The following is a 15,439-nucleotide window of genomic DNA, read 5'->3' as shown; positions in this document are numbered from 1 at the left end:
GCTGCTCGGTCTGGACCGTTCGCATCGGAATTGAGTTGAGTCGATATGAATCCAACGTCCGATTTGTAGAACGGTCGTCGACCGGTTGAATCTGCCGCCAATAACGGTCAGTCGACACCTCCGCCTGAATCGTCGACAATCGGCCGATCTGACCATCCAATATTCATCGATGTCGATCGACGTTCCGGGAACCGAAGGTTATGCCGAGTATGCTGGGGCCTTGGCTAACGATTGGCGCAAGATTTCGTTCCGAGACCTCCACCAACCGGTTCTGCACCTGATACCGACGGCACCTTCGCGCATCCTCGACGTGGGGGCCGGCATGGGCCGCGACGCTGCCGCATTGGCATCGATGGGGCACTCGGTGGTAGCGGTTGAGCCCGTCGACGAACTGCGGGCTGCTGCGATCAACTTCTATCCGGCTTCCAGCGTCGTCTGGCTCGACGATAGCCTTCCAGAACTCCGCCTTGTCCGGGAGCGGGCGCACACGTTCACTGTTGTCATGGTTACTGCAGTATGGATGCACCTCGACGAAGCCCAGCGTCGCCGAGGGATGGACACCCTCTCTGATCTGTTGGACGAAGGCGGCCTCGTCATCATGTCGTTGCGCCACGGGCCGGTCTCTACGGGGCGGCGCATGTTTGACGTCTCCGCTGCGGACACGATCAGGCTTGCCGAAGCCCATACCCTGCAACTTCTGCTCAATGTTTGCAGTGACTCAGTCCAGCAAACAAACAGGAGCATGGGAGTCTCCTGGACGCGGCTTGTTTTCCGGAAGTGAGGATCGATGTGGCGGCGACCGCGCGCGGCGATTGTCGGCCATGAAGCGACATTCGACACATCAGGAGAAATCGTCGACAATCGGCGACACCGTGGCCGTAGGGTGCCGGCAACTGCGAGCAAATCGTTGGGTCAGGTTACATTGCAATGCGCTTAGGTCGGGGCCATTTCCTTCTATAAAAGTTCCGGAAGCCGAATTGAAAATAATTTATTATCTATCGCTTGCATCAAGAGGTTGAGAGTTGGGTAAATTAATTTACTTACTTATATTGCCTACACTCCTCGTTATAGTTCCATACGGACTGGTAAAAATTGGAAAAAGCGCCGAAAAATGGCAGGCCGAGGTCAAGAAAATATTAGAAGCAAAAGATATTCCTCAATCCATGGATTTTTTCTACTCAAAGGGAGCCGTTGCATTTGAAGCGATCGCTCTACTGGTCCTCACCGGAACGTTTCTGCTCATAAACACGGCGTGGTTTTGGGCTCCCGCGAAGCAGCCAAATGATCATCTGGCTGCAATCGTGTTTGGCATCATATTTTTTCCCGCAACGATTTTCTTTGGAAAGAAGGCTTGCGAAATTGTCCGAATTTGGTGGAATATCAACGCTCCCGCAATAACGCTTTCAAAAACTGGCTATCAACACGGGAATTTGCAATTCCCATGGGCTTTCATTGAAAACGTAACTGCGACTGGAGGATACAGGGGGGTGCCATCGGTAATGGTGACCTTTAAAAACATCAATGGAAAATCGGGTAAGGATGTAATTAATTTGTCGCTATTGAGAGACCGGCATTTAGAGGAGTACATCAATGTCTACATGTCACCTTCGCAAGAGAACTGATAGGACGGCAATTTTCAGCAATGGAAACAATCCGTGACGAGCGACTTGCCCCTGCTTTTGAGCGTCTGCTTCAGAGCGCGGCCGCTGGCCGCAGTGGGTCGCTTTCTGCCCGACGCTATTCGATCGATGTGGCTTGCGTGCCCGGTTCGACATGGGATTGGATTTGACAGCGTGCAGAGCGAGAAGCTGTCATCCATCTGTCGAGCGCAAACGAAACCTTGGGTCAAAGCGCGAGGCTTCTACTGTAAGTTGGAAATGCCGTAGAGTCGGATCCAGAACAGATGTGCCTGCGCGCTCCCGCATCATGAATCCGCAAACCGTTCGCATTCTCCAGCCTGCTGATCAAAAAAGATGCAAGCCACGGCGAATTGATTGTCGAAACAACACCCGCCACTCATCGAGCGGGGGCTTCGCCTGTATTTATAACGCTCGCGGCGCCTACAATCGCATCGTCGTCGGCCTCGAGGAGTACGACCTGATGTTCGCCGGCGACGGCATCGGCACGCAACGTTACCGCCGCGCCGGACCACTGACCTATGTCCACGATGCTGCGCACGACGTTCGATTCAGTGAGCGTACGGCCCGCGTTCTCGCCGCGGCCGATCGCCGTGACGTGACGAGCGTCGTAGCCAATCAGCAGCACATGCGCGCGTCCGAGGCCACGGCCAATGGATACCGAAACGCCACCGTTCGAACGTGTGGCGTGGACAGTCGCGGCCGTCACCCCATCGGACTTGGCGTGCTCAATAGCCGTGCCGGCTGCACTTCGATCGGATCCGACTAACTCGGCTTTGCCATCGACAACCATTTCGGGCGTGTACTCGAAGCCACGAAACCGTTGGGCGTACCGGGCCTGGCGCGCATCGGCGCCGTCGAATGAAAACGGGTCTTTCCAGCCGAGCCGATTCCAGTATGTGACATGAAACGCCAGAGGCAGAACGTCGGTGCGCGTGTCGCTCAACTCGGAAAGCAACCGATCCGCCGGTGGGCAGGAGGAGCAGCCCTCGGAGGTGAATAGTTCAACGACGACCGGACGCAGTGCGTCGGCGAGCGCATGCGAGGGGAGCAGCGCCGCAGCGCTCGCAATAATGGCAGTGAGAAGGCGGGGCAGCATATTCTGACTCCAGAAAGCGACCGTTATGGTAATCCGCTCTCAAGCACGAGCAGGTTAGTGTTGGAGCGGGCCGGACGAGTGCGATGAATTCTGTCAGTCGCTATCGCTAACGTCCTCGTTAAAGAAACCCAGATATGTCGGTGCGTCTGCCGCGCGAAATCGATTTTCAGCCTGTCGAGCGTTGGCGCCGATCGATTGCAACGTCGCGAGTGACGTCGAGCGATTCGTGATGATGTGCCAGGGGTGCGACGAACGCGGCTGGAGATCTTCGATCTGCGCACCTGAATCTCGCGCCGCTCGCAGCGCCGCTCCGAGGCGATCGCGTGACGGCGCGTAGACCGCGAAACCTTCGTTTGCGAGAGCGGCGGTATCGTACCCGAGCAGCGCACACAGATGCGTCTTGGCGACACGGTCGCGCTCGTCGGCTTCATGCGACTGCGCGATGAGGGCTGCCGTGTCAGCACTTGCGATCTGACCCGCGTGCATGAGCACGGGACCCGCGACAGACCAGGCGTCGGCAGGACAGGCCTTCGCGGCCGGGTCGAGTTTCACGAACGGGTTGACCTCGGCAGGATAGATGCGGCACACACGCGGGCGCCGATCGTAGGCGCCGCAAGACATATCTGGGCGGAGATTTGGGCACGGTCCGGCGAACGCGGCCACCAGTGTCACCGATACACGTACTGGCAGCGTTCCGCTATGCGCGGCAAATGAGCGGCGTTTTCGGTGTTGGGCGAGCAGGTCGGTTTGTTGCGGCTCCTGAGGCCAGACGATCGCGTCGCAGAACAGTTGCACCTCACCACCGCGCGCAATCCAGTCGAGCGCCTCGTGGACGGCGAGAGGCAGCCGCAGATCATGGCAGCAACGGCCACACATGGTGCACGAAAAGTGGGTTGGCATAGGCAGTATCGACGATCATTAGTTGGCGGGTAAAGCTAGTTCGTTCGATAGGCGGCGCCGGTTACAGGTAGGGAGCCTCGTGTTGAAAAAATCATTGATTCGGCGGGACGGAATTGGCTGCTTTTTGTGGACTACAGTCGCAGACTTAATGCGCGCTACATCGACGAAGCTAAGACCCGCTGGACTAACTGCAATTCCGGTGAATTCAGCGGCTGCGACCGCTCGATCGCTTCATGTCCATTCCGTCTCGGGCAGTTGCTGCCGCTCGCTCATCCAACGAAGCCCGCACGCGAGCGGCAGGTCTGCTTCGTTATCCGCCAGACAATGATCAAGCAGGCCAACGTCGACAATGGGTGGACAGGAAATTGATGGGCGCAGGCCGTCGCGAGAAGGCTTATCTGACGCGGGGGAGGTACTGCCGCATCGCGGGCGAATCGGTAGCAGATGATCCGGCGGCTGGCGTGATAGTAGGATCAGGCATGTTGGGATACAAAGTTGCTTTGCCGCACGATTTTATCAGTGCGCTGCTTCTTCGGGCTGCCCGATCTTTCGTTGCCGACCATCAAGCGTCATTCGATGGCTCCGGAGTTCGGACATTGACGCATCCGGTCCCCTGCTGGAAGCGGTCTTACCCAGATCGACACACGTGAGCTGACCGCGCCGAGCAGCTGCCGCGGGCGCCAGTGCAGAAAATCTTTCGGTTCCCAAAAATGCCAATTTCCTCCTACGATACGCACTGTTAGTGATCGCAGACATATCGGGACCATTGCACCGGTCGATCAAGGGAGGGGCAAGGAAGTGGAAAGTTTTCAGATACTCGATCACATCACGGACGGCGTCATGGCGCTCGACCGGGAGTGGAAGTTTCGGAACATCAACCGGACCGCTGCGCGGCTGCTGAAGCGTCGGTCCGAGGACCTGCTGGATCGCGAGATCTGGGCCGAATACCCCGACCTCATCGGGTCGAGTTACGAAGCAGCCTATCGGCAGGCGGCCGAGACCGGTATGCCCAGCACCGCGACCGACTTCTACGCGCCGCTAGGTACCTGGTTTGAAGTGCGGGCGTTCCCATGCGACGAAGGTATCGTCGTGCTGGTTCGCGATGTCACCGAAGCGCGCGCAATCTCCGAACGTTTGTCGCGCCAGGCCACGCATGATGAACTGACCGGCCTCATCAACCGCCGGGAACTGCTGCTGCGCCTGAACAGGCTCGTCGACGAAGGCGCGGCCGCTTCCGTCGATCTGCTCTTCATCGACCTTGACCGCTTCAAGGATATCAACGACTCGTTTGGCCACGCGGCGGGCGATGAAGTGCTGCGTGCCATCGGCGAGAGTCTTTCCGACATGTTTACCCATGGCGCCCATGTCTCGCGCATCGGCGGTGACGAATTCGTAATTTTCCTCGTCGACGCCCCCGAGGGCGAGGCCGTGCGCGTCGCGCGCGACGTCACAGTACGCATGCGCGAGCCAATTCAAACGCCGTGGGTGCGGGCCTCGGTGGGCGCGAGCATCGGCGTGGCGCGCTACCCCGTCTCGGCCTCAAGTGCGGGCGAGCTGCTGCGTAATGCGGACATCGCGATGTATCACGCGAAGCGCTCGGGCGGTTCGCATGTGTGGTCGTTTGGCAAGGAGGATGCGCAGCGCCTCTCGCATCGCCGGCGGCTACGCGCGGATCTGCAGAGCGCGAGCGCCACGCGTCAGTTCGAACTGCACTACCAGCCACAACTGGACCTGCATACTGGCCGCGTCTACGGAGCCGAGGCGCTTCTGCGATGGAACCATCCGCAACTGGGGCTGCTCACGCCGGCCGACTTCCTCGACGTGCTGCTTGAATCGCCGGCCTACGAGGCGACGGGCGACTGGCTGATTCGCCTTGCGTACCGCCAGGCGGCAAAATGGCAGGCGGCGAACCGCGTGCCGTTCAAGGTCGCAGTCAATCTCTCGGCCACGACGATCCAGAACTGCGATCTCGCCGCACTGGTTTCGGAGGCGGCCAAGGCAGCCGGTGTATGCACTTCCGCACTCGACATCGAGGTGACAGAGACTGTCGTCATGAGCGACTTCGCCGCCGCCTCGCGTGCGCTTTCAGCTGTACGAAGGCTCGGCGTGACTGTCTCGCTCGACGATTTTGGCACCGGCTACTCCAGCCTCGCATACCTCACACGGCTGCCTGTCGATCGCATCAAGATCGACAAGTCGTTCGTGCAAGAGCTCACTGTTAAGGAGACCAGTCGCCAGGCACGCGCGATGGTCGAAGCGATGGTGGCGCTCGCGCGCGCGCTGGGCATGAGAACGGTCGCGGAAGGCATCGAGACCGAAACGCAATTCGCCCTCGTCAAAGAGCTCGGTTGCGATGCCGTGCAGGGATATTTCATTGGCAAGCCGGTATCGGCAGCGCGCATCGAACCTTACGCCGAGACACGGTTCGGGGCGGCTGGAGCTTCGTCGTTGCACGACGCAGGAAGCGGATCACGCTAGCGGTCAACACGCACCCCTCGGCGGCTTCGTTAGCGTGTCATCAGTGCGGTCGTGAAAGACCGTTTGTGAACCTGGATGCGCGCTCCGGAGCAACATAGGACGGTCGGCCCCTGTGGGTCGCCTGCTGCCAATCGCCGCCTTACGCGCAATACGAATGAATGCCCCATGCATGAGACAGCAAGCGGCCAACAGGAAGGAGGCCCAGCTTCGTTCAAGATAGCAATTCGTCTCCCTATGCAAAGTCCCGGTATGGCTTGCAAAGGCGCAAAGAGTTGCATATGTTCATACGTAAGCCACCGATCACGAATCTGGAATCTCGCTGGCCGACCATTCACGTGAATGATCACTACCTCTGGAGAGCATCGGTCATGGTCGAGCAAAGGCGGATTCATGCTGTGATCCTCGCCGCAGTGATCGCCTCGGTTGCGCCGACCTGTCAGTCGGAAAACACCACGGACTGGCTGGCGAACACCTATGGCACCCTCGCCGCCCACGTGGGTAACACCGCGCGTTCCATGTGGGTCGCGCCCGAAGGCGTCATCTACACGGCTTCAATGTGGGACGAGTACGAGGGTGGCGTCGCTGTCTACCAGGCCGGCAAGAGCCTCGGCTCGATTGGAGCGCACGGAGAGTTTCAGGGCGGCGCGATCACGGGCAGCGCGACGTCGATCTTCGTGGCACTGCAGCCCGGCGGGACATACGGAAGTGGTGCGGTGGGCCGGTACAACCGCACCACGAGGACTCGCGATCTCCTGATTCAGGTCAGCGCATTTAACAACCTGCCCCGGGTCGACGTCGTCACTGGATTGGCCACGGCGGCCTCGCTCCTTTATGCGAGCGACTTCTATGGCAATCGCGTGCGGATATTCACCACCGACGGTGTCTGGAAGCGGGACATCAACGTCACGGGCCCGGGCGCCCTCGCGGTAGATGGCGCGGGCAACGTCTGGGTCGCACAGAAAGGCGAGGGCTCGGTCGTCGAGTTCAGTCCAACCGGCGCGCTGTTGAACACGATCCAGATGCCGGGTGGGGCGCGGCCATCGGCACTTTATTTCGATGCGTCATCGGGGCAACTCATGGTTGGGGACGAGGGCCCCGATATGAACATCAAGCGCTACAAGCTTTCGGGCACGCCAGCGCTGGCCGGTACATTCGGCATTCAGGGCGGTTATCTCGATTCCACGACGGGAATCAAAGGGCAGGTTGGCGACAAGCGCTTTACCCGCGTCACTGGCATCGGCAAGGACACCGCAGGCAACCTCTATGTGCTCAACAATCCGTGGGGTGGAAGCTGGGATCTCGGCCGCGACGGCGGCACTGACATTCACTCTTACAACAGTTCTGGTCGGCTGCAATGGAAGCTTCAGTCTCTCAACTTTGAGGGGATCGCCGCTGCGGACCCGGGTACTGACGGCGTCTACTTCTATGGCGGCACCGACATCTACACCGGCACCGCAGGTGGAACCTTCGTAGCGAACACTGTCGATCCGTTCGACTATCCATCCGACCCGCGAATCAACATCAACGATCGCTCGCGGGACGAGCATTTCGGTCAGCTTGCCACCGTCGGCGCAAACCGCATCCTCGTGGCATCCGGCCAGAATCCCGATACCTATTACTTTTTTCACTTCAATGCTGCGAATGGCTACATCGCAATACCGGACGCCACGCTTCCTGGTGCGGCGTTCAAGACGACCGCAGCGGTCAGGGCCGGCTTTTGCATTGACAGCAAAGGAGGCGTGTGGGCTGGACTGGACAAGACCGGTTACATCTACCACTATCCGCTGATCGGCTTCGACGCCAGCGGCAAGCCAGCATGGGGGCCCGGCATCCCCATTCGCATTCCCGAGAGCATCAAGCCGTTGACGCGCATCGTCTACCTCGCAGATAGCGACACCATGATTCTCGGGCAGGGGATTGTTGGGAGTACGGACTGGACGTCGATAGGTACGCGGATTGAGGTGTATCACGGCTGGAGCGCGGGCAACACCACGACACCCAATCCGGTGATCAACCTCTCCCACGCTGGCGCCAAGTCGATTGACGCGGCCGGCAGCTATCTGTTTGTCGGCTACTGGTTCGGTAGCGGACAAGCTTTGCCGAACATCGACGCCATCAATCTCGCTACTGGCAACCTCGACACCACACTGGTCAACACCGGTACAGGTACTGTTGACGCCAGCAGCGCCATCGATTCGATGTACGGCGTCAGGGCATACCGTCGGTCGACGGGCGAATACGTGGTCACGAAGAACAACGTCAAAGGTTCCAGCATTACCGTTTATCGCTGGACGCCCTGATCCTGCGTTTCGTTAGTGAGAGTGCGGCTTGTTATGACCGTTTCTGCTCTGCAGAGCAGACTCACGGGTGAATGGCTACGGTGGTGAGAATCAAACGGCCGCTGGGGTCGACCTGCGGTGTTCATCATCTAGCTGAGTGCGGCCAGCTTGAATCATTCACTAGTGTCCGCTTTGGGTGTCTCTGATGAGAGAGGATAACCATCTATTCCGGACTGTTAAACTGGCAGGCGCTGGCTGAATTCTCACTCCATGGATACTCTCGAACAAAACCGCCCATTGTCTGCATCCGAGATGTCGCTCGCTCGTTGGATGCTTGAGCACGGCGAGCCGAAAGCGCGAGAGTTTTTCGAACAACTCGCAGCGGCCGAGGTCACGCCATGGCGCTGTCCGTGCGGCTGTGGGTCCATCAATTTCCAGATCAAGGACCGCGGACCTGCATCACCGGGCGTACATATCCTCGGGGACTTTATTTTCGGCCCAGACGATGAACCAGCCGGGATATTCATATTCGAGAGCGGCGGTTTGTTGAGTGGCATCGAGGTCTACGGGCTCGCGGGCGATGCTCCTGCAGAACTGCCCCGAGAAGACGCGCTTCGGCATTTCTCTCCCGGCGACGGCGAGTCATCGTAGGTCCTGGCCCGTAGCAAAACCACACAAATGGCGCGGGCAATTCGACGGACCGCTTTACGGCTGCGAGTCTCGTATCCGATACTTCCCCTCCGGGGCATTCACGGACCTCCGTTGGCGCAGGTCACATCTTGCGGTGCAGAGAACAACAATTTCGGACATCAGGCGCAGCGCAACGCGTGGACTCCGAAGAGTATCATGTCACCCGTTGGGCACACCCTTGAGCCAAAGCGTCGTACCATCTCGACACGTCGCTACTCGCGCTCGAACCGCACGGCTACGATCTGGGACACTGTGGCCCATTCAAACACACCGTGCCACGCGTCAAATTTGCGAAGTTTGTCTTTGCCGCATTGTCGGTGATGGTTGAAGAAAAGCGCTTTTTGTAAGTCCTGGAAACCAGAACAAAGGGGAATGCCATGGCCAAGTGCGATCGCAATCACGAGGTTCTCTTCAGCGGAGGCCGTCGGCAGTTTCTCGGCTACACCGGCGCCGGGGTGCTCGCGGCGGTGCTGCCCGGCTGCGGTAACAACGACATCCATTCGGCGCCTTATCAGCAGACCATTGCGCTCGGCCAACAGATGATCCAGCAGGCCGTCAGTGATCCAACGAATCCCGTTGCGGCAATCTCGGTCGCGATGGTCAAGGGCAGCACGGTGGTCTGGCAGCAGGCGTTCGGGTTGGCGTCGGTGCCGGGGCAGATCAAGGCAACGCCGCAAACGCGTTTTAACATCGGTTCGGTCAGCAAGTTGTTTCCGGCGCTGGCGGCGGCGATCCTCGTCGATCGCGGGCTGATCACGCTCGACACACCGATCGTCAAATATCTGCCGACCTTCACGATGTTGTCGCCGGAATACGCGCAGATCACCACGCGTCATCTGCTGTCGCATGCGTCCGGTCTGCCTGGCACGAATGGGCGCAATCTCTTCACGTTTCAGCCGGTCGCCGGCTACGCGGCCGACACGCAAGCCGAACTCGCCAACACGCACCTGAAGCATCTCCCTGGTGAGCTGGCCGTCTATTGCAACGACGGCTTCACGATGGTCGAGCAGATCGTGCTTGCCATGACGGGGCAGAGCTTCGCGGACTTCGTCCAGTCGGCGATTCTCGCGCCGCTGAAGATGACCCAATCCAGCTATCTGACGAGCGTGCCGTCCAGCGGATCGTTCTCGCTGCCGTACGTGAACGGCACGCAGCATCAGGAATTCGTCAATGCGTACGCGACCGGCGGACTGAGCTCGACGCCCACCGACATGATGAATCTCGCACAGATGATCTACGGCGGCGGCGTGTTCCAGGGACAGCGCATCGTGTCTGCGGCGGGCATCGCGCAGATGGGTATGGATCAGACAAAAAGCCTGACGATCAACCCGTCGCCGGAATGGCGCTGGGGTCTCGGCTGGGACACGGTCGTGCAGCCGGCGCTCAACGCCGCAGGCGTACTGGGCTGGGAAAAGGACGGCGGCACCGCGTTCTACTCGACCGAATTTTTCGTTGTGCCCAACTCGCAGTTCGCGCTACTGGTAACCGGCAATGCGGGCTACAACGCCCGCGCGATTGCCGAAACGCTGGTGCTGTCGGCGTTGAAGGAAGATGGCACGATTCCGTCGCTGCCAGCGAAACTCGCTACCACGGCGCCGCCGGTCGCATCGGGGCCGGGCATTGCGAGCGGAGCGGGCATCTACGGCAATTCCGATTCGCCGTACCAGGTGCTCGCCAACGCGGACGGTAGTCTGCAGATCAACCAGTGGGACGCCGATACGCGAGGCTGGGCGCAGATCGGCGCATACCGGTACCGCAGCGACGGCTGGTGGTGGAGCGATACCGATACGGCGTCGTATCGCTTCGCCGTCGTGTCGGGCAACGACAGTGAAGGAAGTGCGTTCAGCTTTCGCTATCTGATGAAGCGGGTCGTGCCGGGCGCGGGCTATGCGTATCTGACGCTGCCGGTCGGCCAGCAACTCGCACCGCTGGCGGCGCTCGACAGCGCGTGGCAGCAACGCGTCGGCACGCAATGGACATTGACCAACGATTCGCCTAGCGCGGTGCCGATTGCCGTTCTTGGCAATCCGCCGGCGTTTTTCGCGACACTCGCCGAGCTTCCGGGCTACGTGCTGTACGGCAACGAAGATCTTCGCTATCAACTGTTCGTGCCGGTGAGCGATACGCTCGGCGGCATGTCGATTAAAGTGCCGGGCAATTTTGGACGCGACCTTTACGAAATCCGTTTCGCGTCGACCACCGCGACGACGCTGACGATCGGCAGTTCGATCTACGCGCGGATTTGATGGGGAGACGTGAAGCGACCGGGAATGGTTGTCTGGACGACGATTTATCAGCCCCGGCGGTGCTGTCACGTTGCTGGGTTGGTCGAGTCAGTGTCCGCCCTCGGGAAATTTGTTTGATGCTGATATTCTTCGAGTTACTGATTAATCAGTGAATGTTTTTTTCGAGTCAACGGATTTGTCCGGCTTCGGTTTGATACAACGTTGATCGAATTGCGTCGAGTTCTTGCAAGGGTGATTTGGTTCCGGCTTTGTCCTGCAATGTGGTTGAATGGCGACGAGCGCTTCGGCTCGCCGTCGACTAGCGGCACTTACCAGGGCATCTCATACTTAACGCACAAGCGCGACCGGCCACGGCCCGGACTCACGGCATCTCGGACGCTCGCGCCAATGCTTGTGTGTCGACATATTCCCGAATGATCGTCAGCTTGCCATTTTGAACAGTAATGGCGAAGACCCAATGATCTTCCCATGTCCTCTTGGTGGCGTTAACCCTTCCCTTAGCAAACCCGATCACGAGCACCCGGTCTCCCTGCGCGACGAATTCACGTGTCTCCACGAATGAAGTCTCCATTTTTTCGGATTCTTTCTGGAGAAGATCTTCCAACCCGTCGTGCCCGCGGCGCGTGCCTGCCAGCGGCCAGTCTTCGCCGGGAATGATCCATTCAACATCTCCGGCACACAAGGCCAGCAGACTTTGCATATCACCGCGGCCGACTGCCGCAAAAAAGTCCTTTACGATCTGGACATTCTGATCGACGCTCATCCCGATGTCTCCCTTCTTTTATCTCCGGCCGTGTCCGCTCTGACTGGACACGCTATCGGCCCGCCGATGAGAACGTGACGTCGCTGATTCAGCCGATATCGACCTTCAAGGCGATGTCCCAGGTGCCAGCGCCGTTTTTGGCCACGCCGATCATCATCAGGCCGAGCGCCTCAAGCGTCTGGGCCATCTGCAGGCCTCCGACATCGAGCGGACGCAGCCCGATAGTTTCGAGGAAGGTCGAGACACGCGCCTTGGCTTTTGTGTCGTCGGCTGCGATAAACGCGTCGAGGCGTCCACCCTTGGCGAGTACGTGACCGAAGATGGTATTGAAGGCCTTCACGACATGGGCGCCGGCGGGAAGGCCCTTGGCGGTCTCCTGCGCACCGGAACTGCCGTGCGGAGTCACGAGGCCCGAAAGGTCGGGCGCAACCGGGTTGGTGATGTCGACGATGACTTTGCCGTCGAGCGCCTTTCCGAAGTCGGCCACCACCGCCGCCGCGCTGGGGTATGGCACGGCGAGAATGACGATGTCGCCCGCGGGCGCGGCGCCGTACTTCCCTGTGATCGCTCCGGACGCGAGCTGGTCGGCCAGTGCCTGCGCCTTTGCGTTATCGCGGCTGATCACCTCGACAGCCTGTCCAGCCTTGGCGACGCGGCCAGCGATCGCAGTGGCCATCGCTCCTGTTCCGATAATGCTGATAGTGCTCATGTGCAGTTTCCTCGTTAGTTGGGGCATTGCTGTCTGCGGGCTCGTTCCGACCCGGCTCCCTGCCGTCGGCCCAGTTCAGCCGGCGGGGAAATAATGACCGTTGCCCATGTCCTCGAGCAGGCCTGGCTGAGCAGGCTCCCAGCCGAGAGCCTTGCGCGTGATGGCGTTGGACGCCGGGAAGTCGCCCGTGACCACAGCCGAGAGGAACCCGAAGTAGCCGGGCACCATCAGTTCGTCAGCGGGAATGCTCACGGCGGGCACGCTCAGGCGAGCGGCGATGGCCTCAGCAATCTCGCGGAACCGGATACCCTCGTCGGCAACAGCGTGCCAGGTCTTGCCGGCAGCACCTTTCTCCAATGCCAGTCGGAACAAAGAGGCCAGATCGCGGATGTGCACGGCAGGCCACCGGTTCTCGCCGTCTCCGGGGTAGCCAATGACGCCCTTCTCCTTCGCAAGCCCGATCAGGATCTGGAGGAAGCCGACGCGATCGGCCGTGCTGTGTGCGATGAGGGGAATCCGCACGACCGAAGACCGCACGCCTTGCTCGGCAAGGCCGACGACAGCGGTCTCCACGACGTTGCGAGCCCGCAGGGTGCCTGCGTCCAGGGGCCTGCTGGGAAGGGCGGGGTCATCCTCTGTCGCCGGTCGGCCCAGGCTGACCGGCGCGACAATAGGGGCCTCCCGACCCACGTTCGTGGGCGCGCCGATGCTGCCTGCGACGACCAGCGGTTTACCGGTCCCCGCCAGCGCCTCGCCGAAAGCGAGCACGATTGAGAGCTCCGAATCGCCCAAGGCGGCGATCCCACCGGCTTGAAGCAGGTCAGCCCGGTATCCGACGTGGATGACGCCGTCGGACTCGGCCGCTGCCGCCTTGAGCCCATCGAGGTCGCTAAGATCTCCGCGACGCGCCTTGGCGCCGAGAGCGGACACCGCAGCAGCCGACTCGTCCGTTCGCGCCAAGGCGGTGACCTCGTGGCCAGCCGAGACGAGGTCGGGGATGATGTGCGAACCGGCGTGGCCGGTCCCGCCAGTGATGAAAACGTGCATAAAACTCCCCCTTGTGGGTGATGTGATGCGATGAAGTGGCGACCTTGAACTGGAGCGGTAGCCAGGACAACATGAGAGAACTGGGTGTTGAACGCCTTAAAAACATCCGCATAGGCAGGCGCCGCCTTAACGATCTCCCTCGCGCCGAAACTGCCTTCTGGAGTCACAAATCCCCTGAAGTCCGAGTCGATGGGATTAGTGATGTCAATGACGAGCTTGCCTGCTAGCGTTTTTCGGTACTGCTTCACTACTTCGAGAACGGCGGCGTAGCGACCCGCCAGGACAACGAGGTCGCCCGCCGGTGCGGCGCCGAACGTCCTGGTCGTCGCACCAGCACCGAACTGGCGGGTCAGGGCCTGCGCCTTCGCCTTATCGCGACTCATCACCTCAATAGTGTGTCCAGCCTTGACGGCAAGGCGACCGATCGCTGCGGCCATACTGCCCGCGCCGATGATGCTGATCGTGCTCATGTGCAGTCTCCTGGTGAGTTGACTGGTGCCTGCACCGCTGCAGACCATGCTAAACACATCACTTGCAAAAAACAAGTAAACGATTGAAATTCACTTGTCATATGCAAGCGATGTTAAGATGTAGCCATGAAGACAGCACGTAAAGACGATGTTCGATCCCACTGCGCGGTGAACTACGGCGTGGAGATCTTTGGCGACCGCTGGTCGCTCCTGATCATTCGCGACATCGTTTTCAACGGTAAAAAGACGTATGGCGAATTCCTGAAATCGGAAGAGGGAATCGCGACCAATGTCCTCGCGTCCCGCCTTGCCTTTCTTGAGGAGCAAGGCATTCTCTCGAGGGCGCCCAATCCCGACGACAGGCGCAAGGACTTCTACACGCTGACAGAGAAAGGTCTGGACCTTATTCCGGTTGTAGTCAGTGTAGTGATATGGAGTGCGAAATATGATCGGAAATCGTACGTGCTGCGCGATAAGGAGTTCAGTGCTCGGTTAGCTGCGAATCCCGCCCAAGTGGGCGAAGAGCTGAAGGCGCTGGTCCGCGATGGCGGATGTCTGTTTCCTGAGAGCAAGGGCTGAGCAGGATCGCAAATGCGCTTCGTCACGTCAAACGAGTAACTCGACAGTCCGCGGACTGAAAGGTGCATCGAATAGTGTGACCGACGTCCGAAATGGGTCCGTCATCCGCCATTGATGATTGCCCAACGCCTGCGGCCGCTCAGGGTCGAGCCTGGTCAATGACCTTCCGGAGCAGTTCGGCCCGGACGAACCTTTCGACGTCACGCCAGCCTTCGCCAGCCATCCAGCGCACGTGTAACGCACAAAATGGTCGAGCGTCCGGCCGACCGAATCAGCACGATGCACTTGGGGCGCCGTCATCAAGGCCCATTCGAAAATTCGCTCAACTCGTGCCGCGCACCGCCGTTAACCTAGACGACATCCCACACCAATTCGACGAGACACGTCGCCTGCTACGCGAGTCACTCTTTCGAATCGTCAGGGTCCGGACTGCAAGCTTGCCAGTGTTGGCAACACCGCACAATGCGCGCCTGTGATGGACGGCGTGCGATCGCTCGATACATACCCCATGCTCCTCAAAAGACTCTGTACCGCATTCGTAT

At 59.7% G+C, this 15,439-nt stretch carries 13 protein-coding genes and 1 pseudogene; 8 read left to right on the top strand and 6 right to left on the bottom strand.

What is annotated here, in order from left to right:
* Window positions 1–169 precede the first annotated feature (169 nt).
* Together P0D68_RS11685 and P0D68_RS11680 are read left to right on the top strand one after the other, a co-directional pair.
* On the top strand, window positions 170–781 hold the full coding sequence (locus P0D68_RS11685; RefSeq protein WP_091806817.1) for a class I SAM-dependent methyltransferase: 612 nt from the start codon (window positions 170–172) through the stop codon (window positions 779–781).
* A gap of 241 nt (window positions 782–1,022) precedes the next feature.
* Window positions 1,023–1,622 (top strand): hypothetical protein, encoded by a 600-nt coding sequence (locus tag P0D68_RS11680; RefSeq protein ID WP_408293669.1) that lies wholly within the window; start codon window positions 1,023–1,025, stop codon window positions 1,620–1,622.
* Between the two features lie 394 nt (window positions 1,623–2,016).
* On the opposite strand, the gene P0D68_RS11675 is transcribed toward P0D68_RS11680, so the two are convergent.
* Complete coding sequence (locus P0D68_RS11675; RefSeq protein WP_408293666.1) at window positions 2,017–2,736, bottom strand: DUF1223 domain-containing protein; 720 nt, start codon at window positions 2,734–2,736, stop codon at window positions 2,017–2,019.
* 93 nt (window positions 2,737–2,829) lie between these two features.
* Window positions 2,830–3,612, bottom strand: coding sequence for a YkgJ family cysteine cluster protein (locus P0D68_RS11670; RefSeq protein WP_408468525.1), 783 nt, complete (start codon window positions 3,610–3,612; stop codon window positions 2,830–2,832).
* A gap of 150 nt (window positions 3,613–3,762) precedes the next feature.
* On the opposite strand from P0D68_RS11670, the gene P0D68_RS11665 reads away from it, so the two are divergent.
* From P0D68_RS11665 to P0D68_RS11645, 5 genes are all read left to right on the top strand, one after another.
* Complete coding sequence (locus P0D68_RS11665; RefSeq protein ID WP_408468419.1) at window positions 3,763–4,005, top strand: hypothetical protein; 243 nt, start codon at window positions 3,763–3,765, stop codon at window positions 4,003–4,005.
* 429 nt (window positions 4,006–4,434) lie between these two features.
* Window positions 4,435–6,114, top strand: coding sequence for a putative bifunctional diguanylate cyclase/phosphodiesterase (locus P0D68_RS11660; RefSeq protein WP_408468417.1), 1,680 nt, complete (start codon window positions 4,435–4,437; stop codon window positions 6,112–6,114).
* Between the two features lie 368 nt (window positions 6,115–6,482).
* Window positions 6,483–8,414 carry an SMP-30/gluconolactonase/LRE family protein gene (locus P0D68_RS11655; protein ID WP_408294410.1) on the top strand — a complete coding sequence of 644 codons (1,932 nt, stop codon included), beginning with the start codon at window positions 6,483–6,485 and terminating at the stop codon, window positions 8,412–8,414.
* Window positions 8,415–8,663: 249 nt separating this feature from the next.
* The gene (locus tag P0D68_RS11650) at window positions 8,664–9,044 is read left to right on the top strand and encodes a hypothetical protein (RefSeq protein ID WP_408293660.1); all 381 of its coding nucleotides are present in this window, start codon (window positions 8,664–8,666) and stop codon (window positions 9,042–9,044) included.
* 416 nt (window positions 9,045–9,460) lie between these two features.
* Window positions 9,461–11,329, top strand: coding sequence for a serine hydrolase domain-containing protein (locus P0D68_RS11645; RefSeq protein ID WP_408293657.1), 1,869 nt, complete (start codon window positions 9,461–9,463; stop codon window positions 11,327–11,329).
* Between the two features lie 361 nt (window positions 11,330–11,690).
* On the opposite strand, the gene P0D68_RS11640 is transcribed toward P0D68_RS11645, so the two are convergent.
* The 4 genes and pseudogenes from P0D68_RS11640 to P0D68_RS11625 form a co-directional block, all read right to left on the bottom strand.
* Window positions 11,691–12,092, bottom strand: coding sequence for a nuclear transport factor 2 family protein (locus P0D68_RS11640; RefSeq protein ID WP_408293654.1), 402 nt, complete (start codon window positions 12,090–12,092; stop codon window positions 11,691–11,693).
* A gap of 88 nt (window positions 12,093–12,180) precedes the next feature.
* On the bottom strand, window positions 12,181–12,828 hold the full coding sequence (locus P0D68_RS11635) for an NADPH-dependent F420 reductase (protein ID WP_408293651.1): 648 nt from the start codon (window positions 12,826–12,828) through the stop codon (window positions 12,181–12,183).
* Between the two features lie 48 nt (window positions 12,829–12,876).
* The gene (locus tag P0D68_RS11630) at window positions 12,877–13,848 is read right to left on the bottom strand and encodes an SDR family oxidoreductase (RefSeq protein WP_218157150.1); all 972 of its coding nucleotides are present in this window, start codon (window positions 13,846–13,848) and stop codon (window positions 12,877–12,879) included.
* 197 nt (window positions 13,849–14,045) lie between these two features.
* A pseudogene (locus tag P0D68_RS11625) lies at window positions 14,046–14,366 on the bottom strand (NADPH-dependent F420 reductase); the annotation flags it as partial.
* Window positions 14,367–14,444: 78 nt separating this feature from the next.
* Here P0D68_RS11625 and P0D68_RS11620 point away from each other — a divergent pair.
* Window positions 14,445–14,897 (top strand): winged helix-turn-helix transcriptional regulator, encoded by a 453-nt coding sequence (locus P0D68_RS11620; RefSeq protein WP_091806850.1) that lies wholly within the window; start codon window positions 14,445–14,447, stop codon window positions 14,895–14,897.
* The last annotated feature ends 542 nt before the right edge of the window (window positions 14,898–15,439 follow it).

Source organism: Paraburkholderia sp. RL17-380-BIE-A (genome assembly GCF_046028085.1).
Lineage (GTDB): Bacteria > Pseudomonadota > Gammaproteobacteria > Burkholderiales > Burkholderiaceae > Paraburkholderia.
Note: the sequence above shows the minus strand (reverse complement) of the source record. Positions and strands in the feature narration are given on the sequence as shown.